This window comes from Streptomyces sp. NPDC052773, from assembly GCF_044547145.1.
In the GTDB taxonomy this organism is placed as follows: domain Bacteria; phylum Actinomycetota; class Actinomycetes; order Streptomycetales; family Streptomycetaceae; genus Streptomyces.
In genome coordinates, this window is the sequence record NZ_JBITZX010000013.1 from 104,182 (window position 1) to 122,393 (window position 18,212).

General features: G+C 74.1%; 15 protein-coding genes. 6 read left to right on the forward strand and 9 right to left on the reverse strand.

From position 1 onward, the window contains the following. Positions 1-15: 15 nt before the first annotated feature. The 3 genes from ACIG0D_RS26320 to ACIG0D_RS26330 all read right to left on the reverse strand — a co-directional run bounded on the left by ACIG0D_RS26320 (position 16) and on the right by ACIG0D_RS26330 (position 5,041). The gene (locus ACIG0D_RS26320) at positions 16-1,575 is read right to left on the reverse strand and encodes a phytoene desaturase family protein (RefSeq protein ID WP_399805497.1); all 1,560 of its coding nucleotides are present in this window, start codon (positions 1,573-1,575) and stop codon (positions 16-18) included. Positions 1,576-2,073: 498 nt separating this feature from the next. Next, entirely contained in the window at positions 2,074-4,296 is a 2,223-nt protein-coding gene (locus tag ACIG0D_RS26325) for a tetratricopeptide repeat protein (protein WP_399805499.1), read from the reverse strand. Between the two features lie 370 nt (positions 4,297-4,666). Then, positions 4,667-5,041, reverse strand: a complete 375-nt coding sequence (locus tag ACIG0D_RS26330; protein ID WP_399805501.1) for a ferredoxin — start codon at positions 5,039-5,041, stop codon at positions 4,667-4,669. 126 nt (positions 5,042-5,167) lie between these two features. Here ACIG0D_RS26330 and ACIG0D_RS26335 point away from each other — a divergent pair, with 126 nt between their 5' ends. From ACIG0D_RS26335 to ACIG0D_RS26345, 3 genes are read left to right on the forward strand one after another with little or no spacing between them, the layout of a single operon-like run. Then, positions 5,168-5,584: a ChaB family protein gene (locus tag ACIG0D_RS26335; RefSeq protein ID WP_399805503.1), complete on the forward strand. Its 417-nt coding sequence runs from the start codon at positions 5,168-5,170 to the stop codon at positions 5,582-5,584. A 25-nt stretch (positions 5,585-5,609) separates the two neighbouring features. Continuing rightward, positions 5,610-5,978: a DUF6479 family protein gene (locus ACIG0D_RS26340; protein ID WP_399805505.1), complete on the forward strand. Its 369-nt coding sequence runs from the start codon at positions 5,610-5,612 to the stop codon at positions 5,976-5,978. A 41-nt stretch (positions 5,979-6,019) separates the two neighbouring features. Next, positions 6,020-6,370, forward strand: a complete 351-nt coding sequence (locus ACIG0D_RS26345; protein ID WP_399805507.1) for a hypothetical protein — start codon at positions 6,020-6,022, stop codon at positions 6,368-6,370. Positions 6,371-6,524: 154 nt separating this feature from the next. Here ACIG0D_RS26345 and ACIG0D_RS26350 read toward each other — a convergent pair whose 3' ends face one another. The 4 genes from ACIG0D_RS26350 to ACIG0D_RS26365 form a co-directional block, all read right to left on the reverse strand. Continuing rightward, the gene (locus tag ACIG0D_RS26350; RefSeq protein ID WP_399805509.1) at positions 6,525-6,980 is read right to left on the reverse strand and encodes an RpiB/LacA/LacB family sugar-phosphate isomerase; all 456 of its coding nucleotides are present in this window, start codon (positions 6,978-6,980) and stop codon (positions 6,525-6,527) included. Between the two features lie 264 nt (positions 6,981-7,244). Then, positions 7,245-9,614, reverse strand: coding sequence for a glycoside hydrolase family 65 protein (locus tag ACIG0D_RS26355; protein WP_399805511.1), 2,370 nt, complete (start codon positions 9,612-9,614; stop codon positions 7,245-7,247). Positions 9,615-9,758: 144 nt separating this feature from the next. Continuing rightward, positions 9,759-10,163 (reverse strand): luciferase family protein, encoded by a 405-nt coding sequence (locus ACIG0D_RS26360; RefSeq protein WP_399805513.1) that lies wholly within the window; start codon positions 10,161-10,163, stop codon positions 9,759-9,761. 117 nt (positions 10,164-10,280) lie between these two features. Then, positions 10,281-11,249: a RimK family alpha-L-glutamate ligase gene (locus tag ACIG0D_RS26365; RefSeq protein ID WP_399805515.1), complete on the reverse strand. Its 969-nt coding sequence runs from the start codon at positions 11,247-11,249 to the stop codon at positions 10,281-10,283. A gap of 734 nt (positions 11,250-11,983) precedes the next feature. Between ACIG0D_RS26365 and ACIG0D_RS26370 the strand changes: the two genes are divergently transcribed. Then, positions 11,984-12,484, forward strand: a complete 501-nt coding sequence (locus tag ACIG0D_RS26370; RefSeq protein ID WP_399805517.1) for a DUF6069 family protein — start codon at positions 11,984-11,986, stop codon at positions 12,482-12,484. Positions 12,485-12,580: 96 nt separating this feature from the next. Beyond that, positions 12,581-13,330 carry a hypothetical protein gene (locus ACIG0D_RS26375; RefSeq protein WP_399805519.1) on the forward strand — a complete coding sequence of 250 codons (750 nt, stop codon included), beginning with the start codon at positions 12,581-12,583 and terminating at the stop codon, positions 13,328-13,330. A gap of 417 nt (positions 13,331-13,747) precedes the next feature. On the opposite strand, the gene ACIG0D_RS26380 is transcribed toward ACIG0D_RS26375, so the two are convergent. Together ACIG0D_RS26380 and ACIG0D_RS26385 are read right to left on the reverse strand one after the other, a co-directional pair. Further along, a complete protein-coding gene (locus tag ACIG0D_RS26380; protein ID WP_399805521.1) occupies positions 13,748-14,584 on the reverse strand; it encodes a hypothetical protein in 837 nt (278 codons plus the stop codon). Beyond that, positions 14,581-14,910, reverse strand: coding sequence for a hypothetical protein (locus ACIG0D_RS26385; protein ID WP_399805523.1), 330 nt, complete (start codon positions 14,908-14,910; stop codon positions 14,581-14,583). Before ACIG0D_RS26385 ends, ACIG0D_RS26380 begins: the two co-directional genes overlap by 4 nt. A gap of 98 nt (positions 14,911-15,008) precedes the next feature. Between ACIG0D_RS26385 and ACIG0D_RS26390 the strand changes: the two genes are divergently transcribed. Further along, entirely contained in the window at positions 15,009-18,086 is a 3,078-nt protein-coding gene (locus tag ACIG0D_RS26390) for a CHAT domain-containing protein (protein ID WP_399805525.1), read from the forward strand. The last annotated feature ends 126 nt before the right edge of the window (positions 18,087-18,212 follow it).

Consider the following 18,212-nt stretch of genomic DNA (forward strand, 5'->3'; position numbering starts at 1 on the left):
GGGACTGTGCGGGGATTACGGGGACTGTTCCAGCACGGCCATCGCCGCGTTGTGTCCCGGCACCCCGCTCACCCCGCCGCCGCGCACGGCGCCCGCGCCGCACAGCAGGACGTTGGGGTGCCGGGTCTCGACGCCCCAGCGGCCGGTGCCGTCCTGGGCGTGGGGCCAGGACAGGTCCCGGTGGAAGATGTGGCCGCCGGGCAGCCTCAGCTCGCGTTCCAGGTCCAGCGGGGTCTTCGCCTCGATGCAGGGGCGGCCGTCGGCGTCCTCGGCGAGGCAGTCGGCGAGGGGTTCGGCGAGCTGGGCGTCGAGCTGGGCGAGGGTGCGTTCCAGCAGGTCGTCGCGGACGGTGTCGTGGTCGCGGGCGAAGAGCCGGGCGGGGGTGTGCAGGCCGAACAGGGTGAGGGTCTGGTAGCCGCGCTCGGTCAGTTCGGGGCCGAGGATCGTCGGGTCCGTGAGGGAGTGGCAGTAGATCTCGGAGGGCGGGGCGAGGGGCGGATCGCCGGCGGCGGCCTGGGCGTGGGCGGCGGCCAGCTGGCGGTAGCCCTCGGCGACGTGGAAGGTACCGGCGAACGCCTCGCGCGGGTCGGTGTCCGGGTCGAGGAGTCTCGGGAGCCGCTTCAGCAGCATGTTGACCTTCAGCTGGGCGCCCTCGGGGGGCTCGGGCGGCGGGTCCCCCGTGAGGGCGGCCAGTTCCCGCGGTGAGGCGTTCACCAGCACGTGCCGGGCGGCGGCGACGCCCTCGCCGTCGGCGGTGCGGTAGGTGACCTCGGCGGCCGTGCCGTCGGTGGCGATACGCACCACCTCGTGCCCGGTGGCCAGGACGGCGCCGGCCGCGCGGGCCGTGGCGGCGAGCGCTTCGGTGAGGGCACCCATGCCGCCGACGGGAACGTCCCAGGCACCGGTGCCGCCGCCGATCACGTGATAGAGGAAGCACCGGTTCTGCCGCAGCGTGGGGTCGTGGGCGTCGGCGAAGGTGCCGATGAGCGCGTCGGTGAGGACCACGCCCCGGACCAGGTCGTCCGTGAAGTGCTCCTCGATGGCGACGCCGATCGGCTCCTCGAACAGCATCCGCCAGGCGTCCTCGTCGTCGACGCGGCGCCGCAGCTCGGCCCGGCTGGGCAGCGGCTCGGTCAGCGTGGGGAACACGCGTTCGGCGACCCGGCCGGTCATGCCGTGGAAACGCCGCCAGGCGGCATACTCCCGCTCCCCGCCGGTCAGCCGCGCGAACGCCTCCCGAGTCCGGCGCTCGCCGCCGCCGACGAGCAGGCCGGTGGGGCGTCCGTCGCGGACGACGGGGGTGTACGACGAGACGGTGCGGGTGCGGACCCGGAAGTCCAGGCCGAGGTCCCGCACGATCTTCTTCGGCAGCAGGCTGACGAGATACGAGTAGCGCGACAGCCGCGCGTCCACCCCGCGGAACGGCCGCGTGGACACCGCGGCGCCGCCGGTGTGCCCCTGCCGTTCCAGAACCAGGACCGACCGTCCGGCACGGGCCAGATACGCGGCGGCCACCAGACCGTTGTGACCACCACCGACGATGACGGCGTCGTAGGCGCGAGCGGGTGCGGGCATGATCCTTGGTAACACGCGTGATCGCCTGCCGCCAGGGGCTGGGCGGGCGTCTTCGGGGCGCGGGCCGACTGCGGCCGGGGGTGGGGCGGGCGTCTTCGGGGCGCGGGCCGACTGCGGCCGGGGGTGGGGCGGGCGTCTTCGGGGCGCGGGCCGACTGCGGCCGGGGGTGGGGCGGCGGGTTCGGCTGTGGCCAGGGTGGGTCCGGCGCGTCCAGCTGCCGCCGGGGCCGGGCGCGGCGCGTACGGCTGCGCCGGGGCCGGGCGCGGCGCGTACGGCTGCCGCCGGGGCGAACCGACGTCTTCGCTGCCGCCGGGGCGGGCGCGGCGCGTTCGGGCCGCCGCCGGGCGGTGGGTCCGGCGCGTGCGGCTGCCGCTGGGGGCAGGTCCAGTGCGTGCAGCTGCCGCCGCCGAGGCCCGGCGCGGCGCGTTCAGCCACCGCCGAGGCGGGCGCAGTCCACCGCCCTCCACCCACCGCCGATCACACACCCGCCGCCACCGCTCACACCCCCTGCTGTCGCGGAACCGCCGCCCTCCGGTAAAGCTCCGCCGCCTCGGGGCCGCGGCCGAGTTGTTCCAGGCAGTGGGCCTCGTCGTTGCGGCTGGTGAGGGTGTCGGGGTGGTCGGGGCCGAGGACCCGGGCGCGGGCGGCGGCGACGGTGCGGTACTCGGCGAGGGCGTCGTGCCAGCGGCCGAGCCAGCCGAGGCCGACGGCGACCTCGCGGCGGCTGACCAGGGTGTCCGGGTGGTCGGGGCCGAGCACGCGCTCGCGGAGGGCGCACACGTCGCGGGCCTCGACCAGGGCCTCCTCCCAGCGGCCGAGGCGGCCGAGGTTGACGCCGAGGCCGTGGCGGGCGCGCAGGGTCTCGGGGTGGGCCGGGCCGTGGACGCGGGTGCGGTCGTCGACGAGGTCGCGGTAGAGGCGCAGTGCCTCGGCGCTGCGGCCGAGCCGGCCGAGGCAGATGCCGACCTCGTGACGGGCGGCGAGGGTGTCGGGATGGTCGGGGCCGAGCGCGCGGGTGCGGGCCTCGGCGACCTCACGGTAGACGTGCAGGGCCTCCGCCCACCGGCCCAGCTGGCCGAGCGCGTAGGCGACCTCGTAGCGGCTGACGAGGGTGTCGGGGTGCTCGGGCCCCAGCACCCGGGCGCGGTCGCCGACCACCTCGCAGGCCATGCGGTACGAGTCCTCCAGGCGGCCGAGCCGGCCCAGGTTGAAGGCGAGGTTGTGGCGGCAGCGCAGGGTGTCGGGGTGGTCGGGTCCCATGGTGCGCTCCCGCGCGGCGAGCACCGCGGTGTAGACGCGGTCCGCGTCGAGCGGGCGCCCCAACTGGCCGAGGACGTACGCCATTTCCTGGCGTGCGGCCAGGGTGTCGGGGTGGTCGGGGCCGAGGACCCGGGCGCGGAGCCGGGCGACGTGGCTGTACTCGCGCAGCGCGTCGGCGGCGCGGCCGGTGCGGCTGAGAGTGAAGGCGACCTGGTGGCGGCTGTCCAGGGTGTCCGGGTGGTCGGGGCCGAGCAGATGCTCGCGCTCGGCGGCGACCGCCCGGTGTACTTCCTCCGCCTCCTCCCAGCGGCCGAGCCGGGCGAGGCTGAGGCCCGCGTTGTGGCGTCCGGCGAGGGTGGCGAGCACGGCGGGGGGCGGCAGGGGCGGCTCCGGCCGTACGGCGGGCTCCTCCTGGACCGGGCCGGTCACGGGGCGGGGCGTCCACGCGGCGGAGGGACCGGCCGCGGCGTCCGGGGGCGTGCCGCGCGGTGCGGGGCCGCCCGCCCCGGGGTCGGCGGTCAGGGAACGGGTCCAGGCCGGCAGCCGCGACTCGGCGACGCCCACGCCGCCGTCGGCGGCGGGTGCGAGGACGGTGGGGACGTACGGCGGGGTCTCCCGGGCCACGCTGATCCGCCGACCCACCTCCCGGGCGTCCGCGGGCCGCTGCTCGGGCCGTTTGGCCAGCAGGTCGAGGATGATCCGCTCGAGATAGGCGGGCAGGTCGGGCCGGTGGCCGCGCGGCGGGCGCGGGGGCGTGTCCCGGTGGCCGAGCAGGATCGCCCAGGCGTCGTCGAGGTCGAACGGCGGAACGCCGGTGGAGATCTCGTAGAGCACACAGCCCAGCGAGTACAGGTCGCTGCGCTGGTCGACGCCGTCCCCGCCGATCTGTTCCGGTGACATGTAGTGCGGGGTGCCCATGGCGACGTCGGTACCGGTGAGCCGGGAGGTGAAGCCGATGTCGTGGCCGAGGCGTGCTATCCCGAAGTCGCAGATCTTCACGGTGCCGTCGGTGAGCCGCACGATGTTCGCGGGCTTCAGATCCCGGTGCACGATGCCCTGTTGGTGGGTGTAGGCGAGGGCGGCGGACACCTGCTCGGCGATGTCGACGACCTCGTCGACCGGCAGCGGGTGATGCTTGTTGTCCTCCAGGAGCCGGCTGAGGTCGCGGCCCTGGAGGAGTTCCATGACGAGGAAGAGCACCCCGTCGCACTCGCCGAAGTCGTGGACGACGGTGATGCCCCGGTGCTGGAGCGCCGCGGCCACGCGCGCCTCGCGCCGGAACCGCTCGCGCACCACCCGGGTGAACGAGTGGTCGTGCTGCTCGCCGAGCGGCTTGAGGCACTTCACGGCGACCAGCCGCCCCAGCGACTCGTCGCGTGCCCGCCACACCTCGCCCATGCCGCCGCGCCCGATCAGATCCAGCAGCCGGTAGCGGCCCTGGATCAGCCTGGTCTCCCCCATCGCGTGCCGTCGCCCCCGTCGGTGGTCCGCGCCCTCCCCTGGCCGGTCCAGTATGGCGTGCTATGAACCGACTTTGTACGGTGCCGGACGGCCACCGGGTCCGATTCCGGCCCTCCCCCGCAGGATGCCCGCGGGATGCGTCCGGGCGGCGCTCGCCCACGCGGACGTGCGGGAACGGCGCGGTGCCGGTGGGACACGGTCGCCGGGTGACGATATCCGCTGCGGGGGCCGGATCGCCGTACCGCGCGCGGGCGCACCGGAGCAGCGAGCCGCACGCCGGACGCGCCACGCGCCGCCACAGCGACCGCGTGCGCCGGTACAGAAGGGCGCTCAGGCGGCGGCCCCGGCCGACGGCCGGGCAGGGCGCGGGTCAGCCCAGGCCGGCCAGGAAGTCGCTGCAGGCGCGGGCGCAGGCGCGGCAGGCCTCGGCGGCCTCCTCGGTGCCGGGGCGGCCGTCGAAGACGTGCGCGCTCTCCAGGCAGACGGTGCGGCACCACTCCAGCTGGACGCGCAGGCCGGTCTCGTCGACCTGGCTCTGCTCGGCCAGCACTCTGCAGGTGGCGTCACACACCTCAGCGCACATGATGCCCTTGCGCCGGACCAGCTCCTGTTCGGTCGTGCCGTCCGGATCGACCAGGCTCGCGCGCAGCGCGCAGGCCCGCGCACACTCCGTGCACGCCTGCGCGCAGACGAACCGGTCTTCCAGGAACCGGACGAGTTCTGCTCGCGATGGCGTCGAAGTCACACCGCGCGGGTAGCCGCCGCGCGGTCCGTCAAACGCGCCGGACCCCGGTGACGGCGGGGTTTTTCGCCTCCGCCCCCGGGCACTCGGGCGGCCCGAGAACCGGCGCGTTCGATGGAGGTGCGACGGATGCCCGGACGAGAGGAACTGCCGTCGACGCTGGAGCGCTCCCCCGAGGACGCCCAGCGGACGTGGATCAAGGCGCACGACTCGGCGGTGGAGCAGTACGGCGAGGGCGAGCGGGCGCACCGCGTCGCCTACGGCGCGCTGAAGCACTCGTACGAGAAGGTCGGCGACCACTGGGAACGCAAGGAGGGCGGTCGCCGGGGCCCCTCGGACCCGCAGTCGGCGCGGCCTCGGCAGGTCGGCGGTCGCAGCGGCGAGGGCGTGGACGAGCAGGCGTCCAAGGAACACCTGTACGAGGTGGCGAAGCGGCTGGACGTCGAGGGGCGGTCCCGGATGTCCAAGGGTGAGCTGCTGGAGGCGATCCGCAAGGCCAATCGCTCCAAGACGCGCGAGGCCCGCTCACGCCGATCCGGTTCATGACCGAATTGAGGGGTATTCGCACGGTATGAGTACCGCAACGATGCAGTTGGCCGAGCCGAGCGGACTGCTCAGCATCGGGATGTTCGTGGTCCCCGTCGCCTTGCTGGTGCTGCTGCTGGGCGGCTTCTGGCTCGGTACGCGTATCAGGCTCCGGCAGTCGCGTCCGCGACCCGAGGAGCAGCCGCACCTGCCGCCGGGCGGCGCGGTGCACGAGACCATGGAGAGCCGGGAACCCCGCGAGGTACCCCGGGTGCCGAAGGGCGGCCGCCCGCTCCTGCCGCACGAGATGGGCAGCTTCGGCAACTCGTCGACCCAGTCGGGCTCCGTGCAGGAGCGGCCCCGCTGGACGCCCGGAAGCAGCGGTGCCTGGGGCGGAGGCGGCCCCGGCAGGTGACCCGGCAAGCGACCCGGCACACTACGGAGGAAGTGAGATCCATGGCCGAGCCCGGCCGCAGTTCCCTGCCCCTGCCCGACTACGACCACCTGCCCATCGGCGGGCTGGAGAGCCGGGTGCGCTCCCTGAGCGCCGAGGAGGTGGAGGAGCTGATCGCCTACGAGCGGACGCACGCCGACCGGCTGCCGGTGACCGAGCTGCTGACGGCCCGCCTTCAGCAGTTGCACTCGGGCGCCGAGCCGACCTCCGGGGATCCGTCGGCGCTGCGCCCGGAGCAGGCCCAGGGCCGCGCGGGTTCCCACGTGTCCCCGGCGACCGCGGCCCAGCCCTTCGGTCCTCCCCCGCACGGCACCCCGGACCAGCGGGGTAAGCCGAAGAGCGACCGGACCTAGCCCGCTCCCCGATCCCGACGACACGGTGCGCGGGGCCCCGCCCGGGGTCCCGCGCACCGGCGCGTCCGGCGGCACTCCGGCACCGAATGGGCGGTGAACCGCGCTAGCCGTTCTCCCCCCCTGCTTCTCCTGGTCTCCGTTTTCCGGGCGTCGCCTAGTCGGCGGCGCGGTGCTCGTCGAGGCCGGCGACGCGGGAGACGTTCTCGCGGTCCTCCGGGTCCTCGCTGGGGTTGGCGGCGAACCAGGCGTCGAGGATTTCCTTCAGCAGGGGCTCGGACGTCAGGCGCAGGCTCAGGGCCAGGACGTTGGCGTCGTTCCAGCGGCGGGCGCCATCGGCGGTGTAGGCGTCGGTGCACAGGGCGGCCCGGACGCCGGGCACCTTGTTGGCGGCGATCGACGCGCCGGTACCGGTCCAGCAGCAGACGACCGCCTGGTCCGCCGTGCCGTCGGCGACGTCCCGCGCCGCAGCGGCGGAGCAGGCCGCCCACTGGGAGTCGTCCCCGGGCCGCAGCGCCCCGTGGGTGACCACCTCGTGGCCCCGGCCGCGCAGCTCGCCGACGAGGAGGCGGGCCACGGGTTCGTCCATGTCGGAGGAGACGGAGATCCGCATGTCAGGAGACTACCTCCGCGGCCGGGGCGGGGGTCCCGATCGGTCCGTGCGGACCGTACGGCGGGGGTACGGCCCGGTTCGTGCGGACCCGAGGGCGGAGGTACGGCCCGGCGGACCCAAGGGCGGAGGTACGGCCCGGCGGACCCGAGAGCGGAGGTACGGCCCGGTTCGTGCGGACCCGACGGCGGAGGTACGGCCCGGCGGACCCGAGAGCGGAGGTACGGCCCGGTTCGTGCGGACCCGACGGCGGAGGTACGGCCCGGTTCAGTCCGGCAGGACCAGCCGCCCCGTCTCCCCCGGCTGCAGCCGTACCGCACGGTCCGGGAGGCGGACGTCGATGGGGGTGGTGTCGGAGGCGGGGAGGGTGATCTCCAGCTGGGAGTGGCGCAGCCGCAGCCGGACGCCCCAGTTGCCCTGGTAGCGCAGGGAGAAGCCGTAGGTGGACAGCTCCGGCAGGGGGACGGGGTCCAGCCAGAGGGCGCCCTGGCGGGTGGTGAGGCCGGTGAGGCCGCGCTGGACGAGGTCGAGGGTGCCGGCCATGGCGCCGAGGTGGATGCCCTCGCCGGTGGTGCCGCCCTGCACGTCGGCGATGTCGCCGCGCAGCGCCTCCTGGCAGAACTGCCAGGCCTCGGCTCGCCGGGCGCGGACCAGCACCCAGCCGTGGACGAGCCCGCTGAGGGTGGATCCGTGGCTGGTGCGGTGCAGGTAGTAGTCGACGGTGCGGTGCCAGGTCTCCTCGTCCAGGCGCAGCCCGAGCCGGTCGAAGAGACCCTGCAGTTCGGGCGGCGAGAAGAGGTAGCCGAGCATCAGCACGTCGGCCTGCTTGGAGGCCTGGTAGCGGTTGACGGTGTCGCCCTCGGCCTCCAGGATCCGGTCGAGGCGGCGGATGTCGCCGTACTGCTGCCGGTAGCCGTGCCAGTCCAGTTCCGCCAGGTCGCCATAGCCCTCGAACTGGCTGATCACGCCCTCGTGGAAGGGCACGTGCAGGGTGCGGGAGACCTCCTCCCACCGGGCGAGCTCCTGGCTGTCGAGACCGGTGCGCTCGGTGAGTTCGCGGCGCGGCGGCTCCGGCAGGTCGCGCAGCAGTTCGAGGGTGCGGGTGAGCACCCAGGCGGCCATGACGTTGGTGTACGCGTTGTCGTCGAGGCCCGGCGAGGTGGCGCCGGGGTAGGCGTCGTGGTATTCGTCGGGGCCCATCACACCCTTGATGCGGTGACGTCCGAGACGGTCGTCCCAGGTGGCCGCGTCCGCCCAGAACCGGGCGATCTGGAGCAGCATCTCGGCGCCCTTGGTCTGCCGGAACTCGATGTCGCCGCTGGCCTCGCAGTACTCCCACACGTTGTACGCGATCGCCGAGCCGACGTGGTACTGGAGGTGCGAGTGGTCCGGCAGCCAGCGGCCCGAGCGCGGGTTCAGATGCAGCTGCTGGGTCTCCTCCCGGCCGTCGCTGCCGCTCTGCCACGGATACATCGCGCCCCGGCGGCCCGCTTCCCGGGCGGCGGTGCAGGCCTGCTCCAGACGCCGGTGCCGGTAGTGCAGCAGTGCCCGGGAGACCTCCGGGAAGCGCAGGTTGAGGTACGGCAGCACGAACAGCTCGTCCCAGAAGACATGGCCGCGGTAGGCCTCCCCGTGCAGTCCGCGCGCCGGGACGCCGACATCGAGGTCGGCGGTGTGCGGCGAGAGGGTCTGCAGGACGTGGAAGAGGTGCAGGCGCAGGATGCGGCCCGCCTCGCCCGGCACGTCCAGGTCGCCCCGGCGCCACAGCTGCGCCCAGGCGATCCGGTGGGTGGCGAGCAGGTCGTCGAAGCCGGGGGCCCGGCCGACCCTGGCGACCGCGGCGTGCAGCGGGTCGCTGATCGCCGGGTCGCGGGAGGTGTGCAGGGCGATGGTCTTGTCGACGGTGGCCGGGGTGCCGGCCGTCAGCCGCAGCCGGGCCCGCTGGATGGTGCGCGGCCGGGCGTGCCGGACCGTGATGGGCCCTTCGGCGGTGAGCCGGGAGGCCATGCCGATACGGATGTCGGAGGTGCGGGTACGGCAGCGCAGCCACACGGTGTCACCGGCGGCGGTGCCGGTGTGCGCGTGGGTGAGGTGCCGGCCGTCCAGGTCCCGGTAGCGGGGTACGCCCGCGTTGGTGACGCCGGCGTCCAGGGCGGCCTCGACATGGAGTTCGCCGCTGAAGCCCTGGGCGGTGAACTCGGTCCGCAGCGCCGCCATGTGCGGGTCACCCATGTGCACCAGCCGCTGCTGGCGCACCGTCAGGGAGCGTCCGTTGCCCAGGCCGTAGCGGGTCAGGCGCTCCAGTACGCCCGCGTCCAGGTGGACGGTCTGGCGGTGTTCGAGCACGGTCGCGGTGTCGGGGGTGAGCCAGGGGCGTCCGCGCAGCCGGAACCGCAGCGGGAGCCAGTTGGGCAGGTTGACCAGGTCCTCGTTCTCGACGCCGCGCCCTGCCACATGGGACGTGAGCCGGTTGTAGCAGCCCGCCACATAGGTGCCCGGGTAGTGGACATCGTCCGCGACGCACTCGGGGAGTGCGCCGCGGGTGGCGAAGTAGCCGTTGCCGAGCGTGCACAGCGACTCCCGCAGTCGCTCGTCGGCGGGCTCGTAGCCCTCGTACGTCCAGGTCCAGCCCGTCACTTCGGTGCTCCTCCCGCGTGCGGCGCGCCGGCCCCGTCGTGGACGACGGTGTCGGCGCCGTGCGGCAGCAGTCTCTCCCCGAGGGCGGGTCCGGCCGTGCGGTCCACGCCGGTCACGGGGTGAAGCGGCGGATCTCCGGGCGGGTCAGCGGGGCGCGGCGGTGGCCGCTCCCTCGCGCGGGAGGACGGTGACCCGGTGGAGGTTGCAGCCGCCGGGCGGCAGGTCCTCCGGGGCGGGCCCGCCCTGGTGGGCCTTGAGGGCGACGCTGACCAGGGTCTGGAGCAGGTCGACGTCGGTGTCGCAGTCCAGGTGGACGGTCACCCACCGGGAGCCGGGCAGGAGGCGTATCGCCGTCGACTCCGCGAGGTCGGCGGCGAAGCGCCGCAGGGCCCGGCTGGTGAGATGGAGGTCCACGTCGTGGTCGGAGTGGAAGTGGGCGATCTCGCTGTGGGCGGTGCGAAGTGCCCGCCCGGTGCCGCAGCTGGCCGGTCCCGCCGTGAGGTCGGGCCAGGCCTCGAGTTGCTGCAGGGCGCGCTGGGCCAGAGTCATGGCCCCATCGTCACCCCCTTACCGCGCCGATACCAGAGGTTGCGCGTTTCGTAACCCAGGCGTGAGGTTCGCCCACGGTCACGAGACGGTGCCCGGGGCGGTGCTCCAGGCCGTGCCCTAGGCGGGCAGCCGCCGGTCCGGCGCCGGTGCGCGGCGGGCGGCCAGGGCGGTGAGGTGCGCCTGGACGTACGGCACGGCGACCAGCGGGAGTTCGCCGTCCACGAAGGCCGGCTGCACGTTGACCTCGAAGACCACGCCGCCGTTCTCGATCGCCAGGTCGACGCCGGCGAACGGCAGCCCGACCGAGGCGGTGGCGGCGACGGCGAGCCGGCCCAGCGGCGCGGGCAGGTCGGCGGGGGCGATGTGCACGGGGGTGGCGCCCTGGCAGGTGTTGCAGGGGGTGTCGGGTTCCGGCTGGATGTGTTCGCGGGCGTGGATCACCTGGCCGTGCAGCACGAAGACCCGGAACTGGTGGCGGCGGCCGTCGGGCCGGAAGTTGCCGGCGTCCCGGGACAGCAGCCAGTCGGTGTCGCGCTCGGCGTAGTAGGCGGCGGCCTGCTTCAGTTGCTCCTCGGTGGTGACGTGGAAGGTGTCGTCGCCGCCGGTGCCGATCACGGGCCGGGCCCAGGTGTCGCGGCCGAGCTTGTCGAAGGCGGCGGCGGCCTCGTGCGGCGCGGGCCGGGACAGGACCACGGTCTCCATGTGGGCGATGCCGTCGCGGCGGAAGCGCTCCACGGTGCGGTCCTTCTCGGTCGCGGTGCGCCAGGCGGCGGTTCCGGTGCCGAGGGTGACGACGTCGTGCTCCCGCAGCAGCCGCTGGAAGGCGGCCAGGGAGCGGCGGCGGTGCGGCGGGATCTCGTAGAGCACGACGATGTCGGGCACCACGTCGAGGCGCTCCTCGGGCACCCGCAACCGTAACCGGTCCCCGGCGCGGGCGGCGCGGCCGGATCCGCCGTCCGCGAAGTGCCGGGAGTCGATCCGCACCGGCGGGGCGCCGGTGAGCAGTTCGACGGCGCGGGCGAGGTAGTCGGCGCAGCCCTCGGGCGAGGTGGGGTCGGCGATCAGGGCGATGCACGGTCGGGACACGGCTGCCTCCAGTGGTTCTCCGAGCGCACGGTGCCGCGCGCACTCGGTCGCGCGGCCCGAGCGAACTCACGGGGTGGTGTCTGATGCGCGGCGGTCGGCGGCCCGTCGCTGCCGGCTGCTCCGCCCGGGTCGATCGGCCGGTGTCGACCGTGATGTCGACCGTGATGTCGACCGTGGTGTCGATCGGCCGGTGCGGAGGCGTGCCGCCACACTGTAGGCGCCCGGTGAAGGCCCCGGACAGGGCGCACGCGGGGGCGGGATCCCGCTCCGGCCTCTGCGCCGTACGCGACCGTGCGTGCGCCGTCCCACGCCTTCCGCGCAGATCAAGCCATCGGCGCGAGGCAGTTCCTCGGCGTCTGCCAGACCCTCGGTGGGCGTCAGATTTTCGGTGGGCGTCAGATCTCGGCGCGGGTCAGGTCCTCGGCGCGGGTCAGGTCCTCGGTGGGCGCGCGTCAGGTCCGCGGCGCGGGTCCGGTGCTGCGGCGCACCGGCCGGCCGGGTCACGTCGTCCATGACGGGGCTGCTGCCGGCGAAGCCGCGCCGACCCCGGGCGCGCGGGGCCGGGCCGTCGGCGGGCGTGCGAGTCACGGCTGGGGGGGCGTCCTTCGGGCCCCGTTCGGGGCGGAGCGGTTCCGCAGCCCTGGTCCCGGCTGCCCCGAACGGGCCAGCGTGGGCAGTGCCCCCACGGCGAGGGGGTACGGATAGCGCACCCGTACCGAGCGAGGAGACCGAACGTGCAGCCCTCGAACCAGACTTCCGGTCCGCGGCAGATGCCGTACGGCGGTGGCCCCGCCACGGACGCCCCGCCGCCCGCGTCCCGGCTCGACGCCGTCCGACTGTGGGCCGGCGGTGTCATGACCGCGGGCGTCGCCGGATTCACCGCCGTGGCCGCCGTGCTGCTGGTGCGCGGGTCGCTCGCCATCCCGGTGTTCGCCCCGGAGGGCGCCGGGACGATGGGCGACGCCTCGACCGGACTGCTGGCGGCTGGCGCGTCGGTGGCCGCGCTCGCCGCGACCGCGCTGCTGCATCTGCTGATCCTCGGCACTCCGCGGGCGGGCCGCTTCTTCGGCTGGATCATCGCGCTGGTGACGGTGGCGATGATGCTGCTCCCGTTCCGTACGACGGCCCCGATGGACTCCAAGGTGGGCACCGCGGTGGTGTACCTGGCGACGGGCGCGGCCATCGGGTCCCTGCTGTCGGCGGTCGCCCGGGGGGCCACCCGGCGGGCCGCCTGAGGCACCGCACGGCAGGCCACCCGAGGGATCTCCCGGCGGGCCGTCCGCGCCGCCGACCAAGCGGGGGCGGGGGCGGCCGAGCCCACCCTGGGGGCGGTGCTGCGCACGCGCGGCTACGCCCGGCTGCGTCTGCTCAGCCTGGTGCTGGGCGTGCCCATCACGGTGGCCTGCTTCTTCTTCGTCGGCCTTCAGCACGAACTCCGGCACCGGGTGCGGGAGTCGCTGCCTGAGACGGCCGGGTGCGAGGCTCCTGTGGGGCGTGCCGATGGCGGCGCTGATCGCGACAGTGATCACGCTGGGCCGCGCGCTGGGCGGCGCACCGAGCGCTGGACCGGCCGGCACACCGCGCTGCGCACCCTCGCCTGCGCCACCGCCGTCGGCGTCTGCCTCACGGCGTACGCGCTGCTCACCGGCCGCTCGCCCGTGGAGGCGGCGCTGTCCGGTCAGGACGCGCCGGCCGGGCTCGCCGCGGATCCGCACGACCGGCCGGTGGCGGCCCCGGTGGCGCTCGTCGTCTGCAAGCGCCTGGCCTGGGGCGTCGCCCTGGGCAGTCTGCGCGGCGGGCCCATCTTCCCGGCGGTGCTGCCGGGCGCGGCGACCGCGCTGGCCTGCTCCGGGCTGCCCGGCTTCGGCACCACCCCGGCCTTCGCCCTCGGCGTCGCCGCGGCCGGTGCCCCGGTCACCGGACTCCCGCTGACCAGCGCGGTGCCGGCGGCCCTGCCCCTGGGCGGCGGCGCACGCGACCAGCTGCCGCTGATCGTGACGGCGTCGGTGGTCGCGTTCGTGGTGTCGTGGGTGGTACGGCGCGAGGGGCCGGCCCGGGGCGAAGCCGTACGCACGGGGTGAAGGCGTACGGCCGGTCCCTCGGGTGCGGATCCCGCTCGTCATCTTCGAGCCTCTGCTCGTCATCTTGGAGATCCTGCTTGGGATCGTGATCGGCCCCGCCGTGCCGCGGTGGCTGCCTCGTGGGTGCTTTACCTGCCGGTGATGCCGACCGGAAGGAGGGTTCGGGGCGAGGTGACCGGGTGCCCCACTTCGAGGGATCCGAGGAGGCCGTCCAGCAGCGCCGACGCCCCGCTGCCGTCGCCTATCCCCCGCTGCGCGCGCGGACGGCGGCGACGATCTTCTCCCACGTGCATCACAGGCCCTTGGCGCGGGCCGCGCCGTCCCTCCCGGCCTTCCCACGGGAGGGTCGACGGCTGTCCGGAGGCACTCCTCACCCGCCGTTGCCTCACACGAGGGGAAACAGTGTCGCGTAAGGTCTCACGCCCCTTTGCGGAGGCGTTCGCTGATCTGTCTGCCGAGAGCGGGTGTGACGTAACCGGAGGGGAGGTCCACCCCGAGCGACAGCGCGAGGTCCGCCGCGTAGAGGTCGACGGCCGACTCCGTGAGGTCGGCCAGGTTGGCTGCCGCTTCCCGGCCGCGGCGCCGACCCATGAGCAGGAGTACGGCGCCGGCCAGGGCGGCGGGCCACCACTGGGTGCCCAGGCACAGGTAGAGCAGGCCCCAGCCGCTCTGCGTCGATGAGCCGGTCAGGGCATCGCGTGCCGCGATCAGGTCGTTGCGGCAGTTGTCCGGCAGGAGGACCCACAACCGGGGCCAGGCGAAAGGGAAGTCGAGCCCGTACTGGCCGTGGACGCGGACCCCCACGGCCCGCAGCCGGTCACCGATCCACGTCGGTCTGTCCGGCAGGGTGAGCGCGATGGCGTTGCGGGATGCGGCGAGCGCGGCGGGATCGGCGCCGGAAGCGCTCCTCCACCGGTCGCGGCGCCGGCGGACGAGCCGGCCGGTCAGCCATGCCGGGCCCGACATCAGCCACACCCACTCCACCACGGCGCCGAGCCCGCGCGCCAGCAGCCCGACGCCCGCCCCCGCCCCCAGGACCGCGGCGGACAGCAGGACGGCCGACACCGGGCGGTGGTCGTAGTGAGCCGTGAAGTCCTCGGTGGCACGGACCAGCCGCCGCCAGTCGAGGGCGTCACGGTGCCCGAGCACCGAACCCGCCGCGGTGAGGGCGGTGAAGAGCGCGCCGGGCAGGACGAGCAGGCTCACCCAGCGTTCGGCGAGCTTCTTGCCCAGTTCGGACAGAAAGGTGTTCATCCGAAGGACATCGGCTCGTCGAGCACGAGGCATTCGGGCAGCTGCCCGCCTGGCTCGCGGTGCTCCGTGCGCGAGCAGTGACGGCCCGGGCAGGCGTAGGAGCCGGGCGGTGGTGGCGCGGGCACCTGGCCTGGGACCGGGGCGTACCCCCGCGGCCGTACCGGCAGCCCCAAGTGCCCGTGGACCACTTCCACGACCGCCGTCACCGGCCGCGTACCGTCTCGGACATCGTCCAGGGCACGGGCCAGTTCGGGCCACCACCCCTCCGTCTTCGCCTGCGCGCGCACAGCCGGCAGCTCACTGCAGACCCACACCAGCTGATCCACCCATTCCCCTCCCCCACGCGACCTTCACCGAATAGTCTCATTCGTCATACCGATAAGTCATGAGTTCGGCGGCATTCCACGCGCCGCTGGGGGGAACAATGAGCATCGAGGAACTCACCTTTGAAATGGAGGAGTTACTCGACTCCTTCACCTCCCAGGGCGACCCGGCCGTCCTGCGTCAACCGCAGGCAGAGCGACTGGCCGAGCGCCTGTACTACTCCGTCGACTGGTTCGCGCCCTTCACGGATGCGGCGGAGAGCGCGCGGGCGCTCAACGTCGCGATGCTGCTGGCACCCTTCTATTGGTGGCGCTTCCAGTACGACCGGGTACGCGAGGACGCCCAGCGTGCCGTGTTCTTCTACCGGGAAGTGCGGCAGGTGGCCCCGCACCACGTACCCGACCCCCTGCTGGAGATGTACGCGAAACGGGGGAACCCGGTGGGCGAGGGGCTGCCCGCGCGCGAACTGGCCGCCTACACGGCTCACGGCGTCAACCTGCTCAAGGAAGCGGAGACGAACGGAGACCCGCGCCTGCTCGACGATGCCGTCGCAGTGTGCCTGTTCGCCGTACGCGCCAACCCGCGCCAGGACGTGATGTGGGCGGAGTCCCTGGTCACGCTCGGGAACGTACTCACCCGCAGATACGAGTACACCGGGAACGCCGATTCGCTGGAGAGGGCCTACTGCGTGACGGCCAAGGCCGCCCAGGTGATCCCGGAGGGCGACCCGTGCCGGCTGAAGGCCTCTTCGGGCATGGGACACATCGCGATCCGGATGTTCCAGCGCGACGGAGACCTCGACACGCTCGACCTCGCGGTGCGAGCCCTCCGCGAGGCGGCGTACGAAGCCCCCGACGACGACCCTCACCGTGCCGCCTTCCTCACCAACCTCAGTTCGGCACTCAGCCACCACTACCACCACACCAGCAGCGTCGACTCCGCGAACGAGGCGCTCGGAGCACAGTTCGAGGCGGTACGGATCACCCCGCGCGACCATCCCGATCTGCCGAGCCGGCTGATGAACCTGGCGGCCGCGCTCCAGAGCCACCCCGGATCCGTTCCTCCGGAGACCGACCGCTACGACGAAGCGGTCACCGTGCTGCGGGACGCCCTCTCCCTCCTCACCGACGGCCACCCCGACCGGCCCGGCTGCCTGAGCCTCCTCACCGACGCCCTCACGGAGCGCTTCACACACAAGCGCGACCCGCGCGACCTGACCGACGCCGTCGCGACCGCCCGGGCGGCGCTCCTGGCCGGCGCGCCCGGCGACTACCAGCGGCCGAACCTGCTCCGAAGCCTCGCCGACTGCCTGAAGACGTACGCCCGCCACTTCTCGGACCCCGGCGTCCTGGGCGAGGCCGTCGAGGCGCTGCAGGAAGCCGACGCCCTTCTTCCCGCGAACCACCCGGACCGCACGGACGTCCTCACCACGCTGGGGTTCCTGCTGCGGGACCGCTTCGATATCAACGCGGACCCCGCCGACCGCGAGCAGGCCATTCGTGCCCTGCGCGCCGCCTCCGACGTCAAGTCCGCGCCGGCCCGGGCCCGTACCCGGGCTGCCGCTGCGGCCGGGCACATAGCGGCCGAGGCCCAGGACTTCTCCGGCGCCGCCGAGTCCTTCGCCCTCGCCCTGGACCAACTGGAGCTGACGGCCTGGCGGGGCCTGAAGCGCGACGACCGGGAGCGCCTGATCGCGCAGTTCCCGAACCTGGTCGCGCACGCCGCCGCCGTCGCCGTACGGGCCGGGCAGGCCGAACGCGCGGTGGAACTCCTCGAACAGGGCCGCGGCATCCTGCTCGCCCAGGCCCTGGAAACCCGCACCGATCATGAAGCGCTGCTCGCCCAGGCCCTGGAGACCCGCACGGACCACGAAGCGCTCCTCGCCCAGGCGTCGAAACTCGCCGACGAGCTGCGCCAGGTCCTCGACGAGCTGGACCGGCTGCCGGACGGCCCGTACAGCACGGCCGCGGCAGAGGCGCACGACCGCCGGTGGGCGAACGATCAGCGTGCGGCCCTCGCCCGGCAGCGGGACAAGCTCCTCGCCGGCATCCGCAAACTGCCCGGGCTCGCCGGCTTCCTCCGCCCGCCCTCCTTCGACACCCTGCGCGCCGCCGCCGATCGCGGACCAGTGGTGCTGCTCAGCGCGAGCGAGCACGGCTGCCACGCCCTCCTCCTGACCAAGGCGGGAGTACAGGACCTCACCCTCACGCTCGAGGACCGGGAACTGGCCGAGCGGGTCGACCAGTTCACCAGTGCCGTCGGTGGCGAGACCTCACCGCTGAAGACGCGTACGACGATCGAGAACACCCTCACCTGGCTGTGGGAAGCTGTCGCCGAACCGGTGCTGAAAGCCCTGGGCCATACCGAGCCCCCGGGCCCCGGGGAAGAGTGGCCCCGCCTGTGGTGGTGTCCCACTGGCCTGTTCACGCTGCTGCCGCTGCACGCAGCGAGGCGTAAGGTCCCGCACGACGGCGGCGACACCGTGCTGGACCGGGTCGTGTCCTCCTACACGCCCACGCTGCGCGCCCTGCTGCACGCCCGGAACCAGCCCCGGCAGCACCGCCGGCCATCAGCGGGAGGGCACGCCGCCCGCGGCCTCATTGTCTCCCTGCCTTCGACTCCCGGGTGGGCCGACCTCCCGGCGGCCGAGCGCGAAGCCCGGGAACTGCACCGGAGACACCCGGACGCTCAGCTCCTCACCGGGTCCGCCGCCACCGCGCCCTCGGTACGGGAGGCGCTCAGCCGCTGCTCCTGGGCCCACTTCGCGTGCCACGGCATGCAGGACCTGGGACGCCCTTCGCGCGGCGCGCTCATCCTGCACGACGGCCCGCTGACGCTGCGGGACATCGTCAACCTCCGGCTGCCGGACGCCCGGTTCGCATTCCTCTCCGCCTGCGAGACCTCGCGCGGCGGCATCGTCCTGGCCGACGAGGCGATCAGCTTCGCCGCCGCACTCCAGCTCGCCGGCTTCCGGGACGTCGTCGGCACACTGTGGTCCATCGACGACACCCTCGCACCGGAAGTCGCCGGCCTCGTGTACGAGGACCTGCCCTGCCCTCCCTCGCCCGACACGGCCCCCGACCCGGCGACCGCGCTGCACGCCGCGGTACGAGCCGTACGGGCACGGCTCCCTCAGGCCGTGACGAGCTGGGCGCCGTACGTCCACGTAGGCCCGTGACCGGCCGGCGTCCATCGGGTCGCCGAAGAGACGAATACCGTTCCTCGTCGCAGGGCGGGCACAGTCGGCGCACCGCGGTCGTGCTGGAGTTTCCGACGCTCGTGGAACGGACCGGAACGGTCGGAC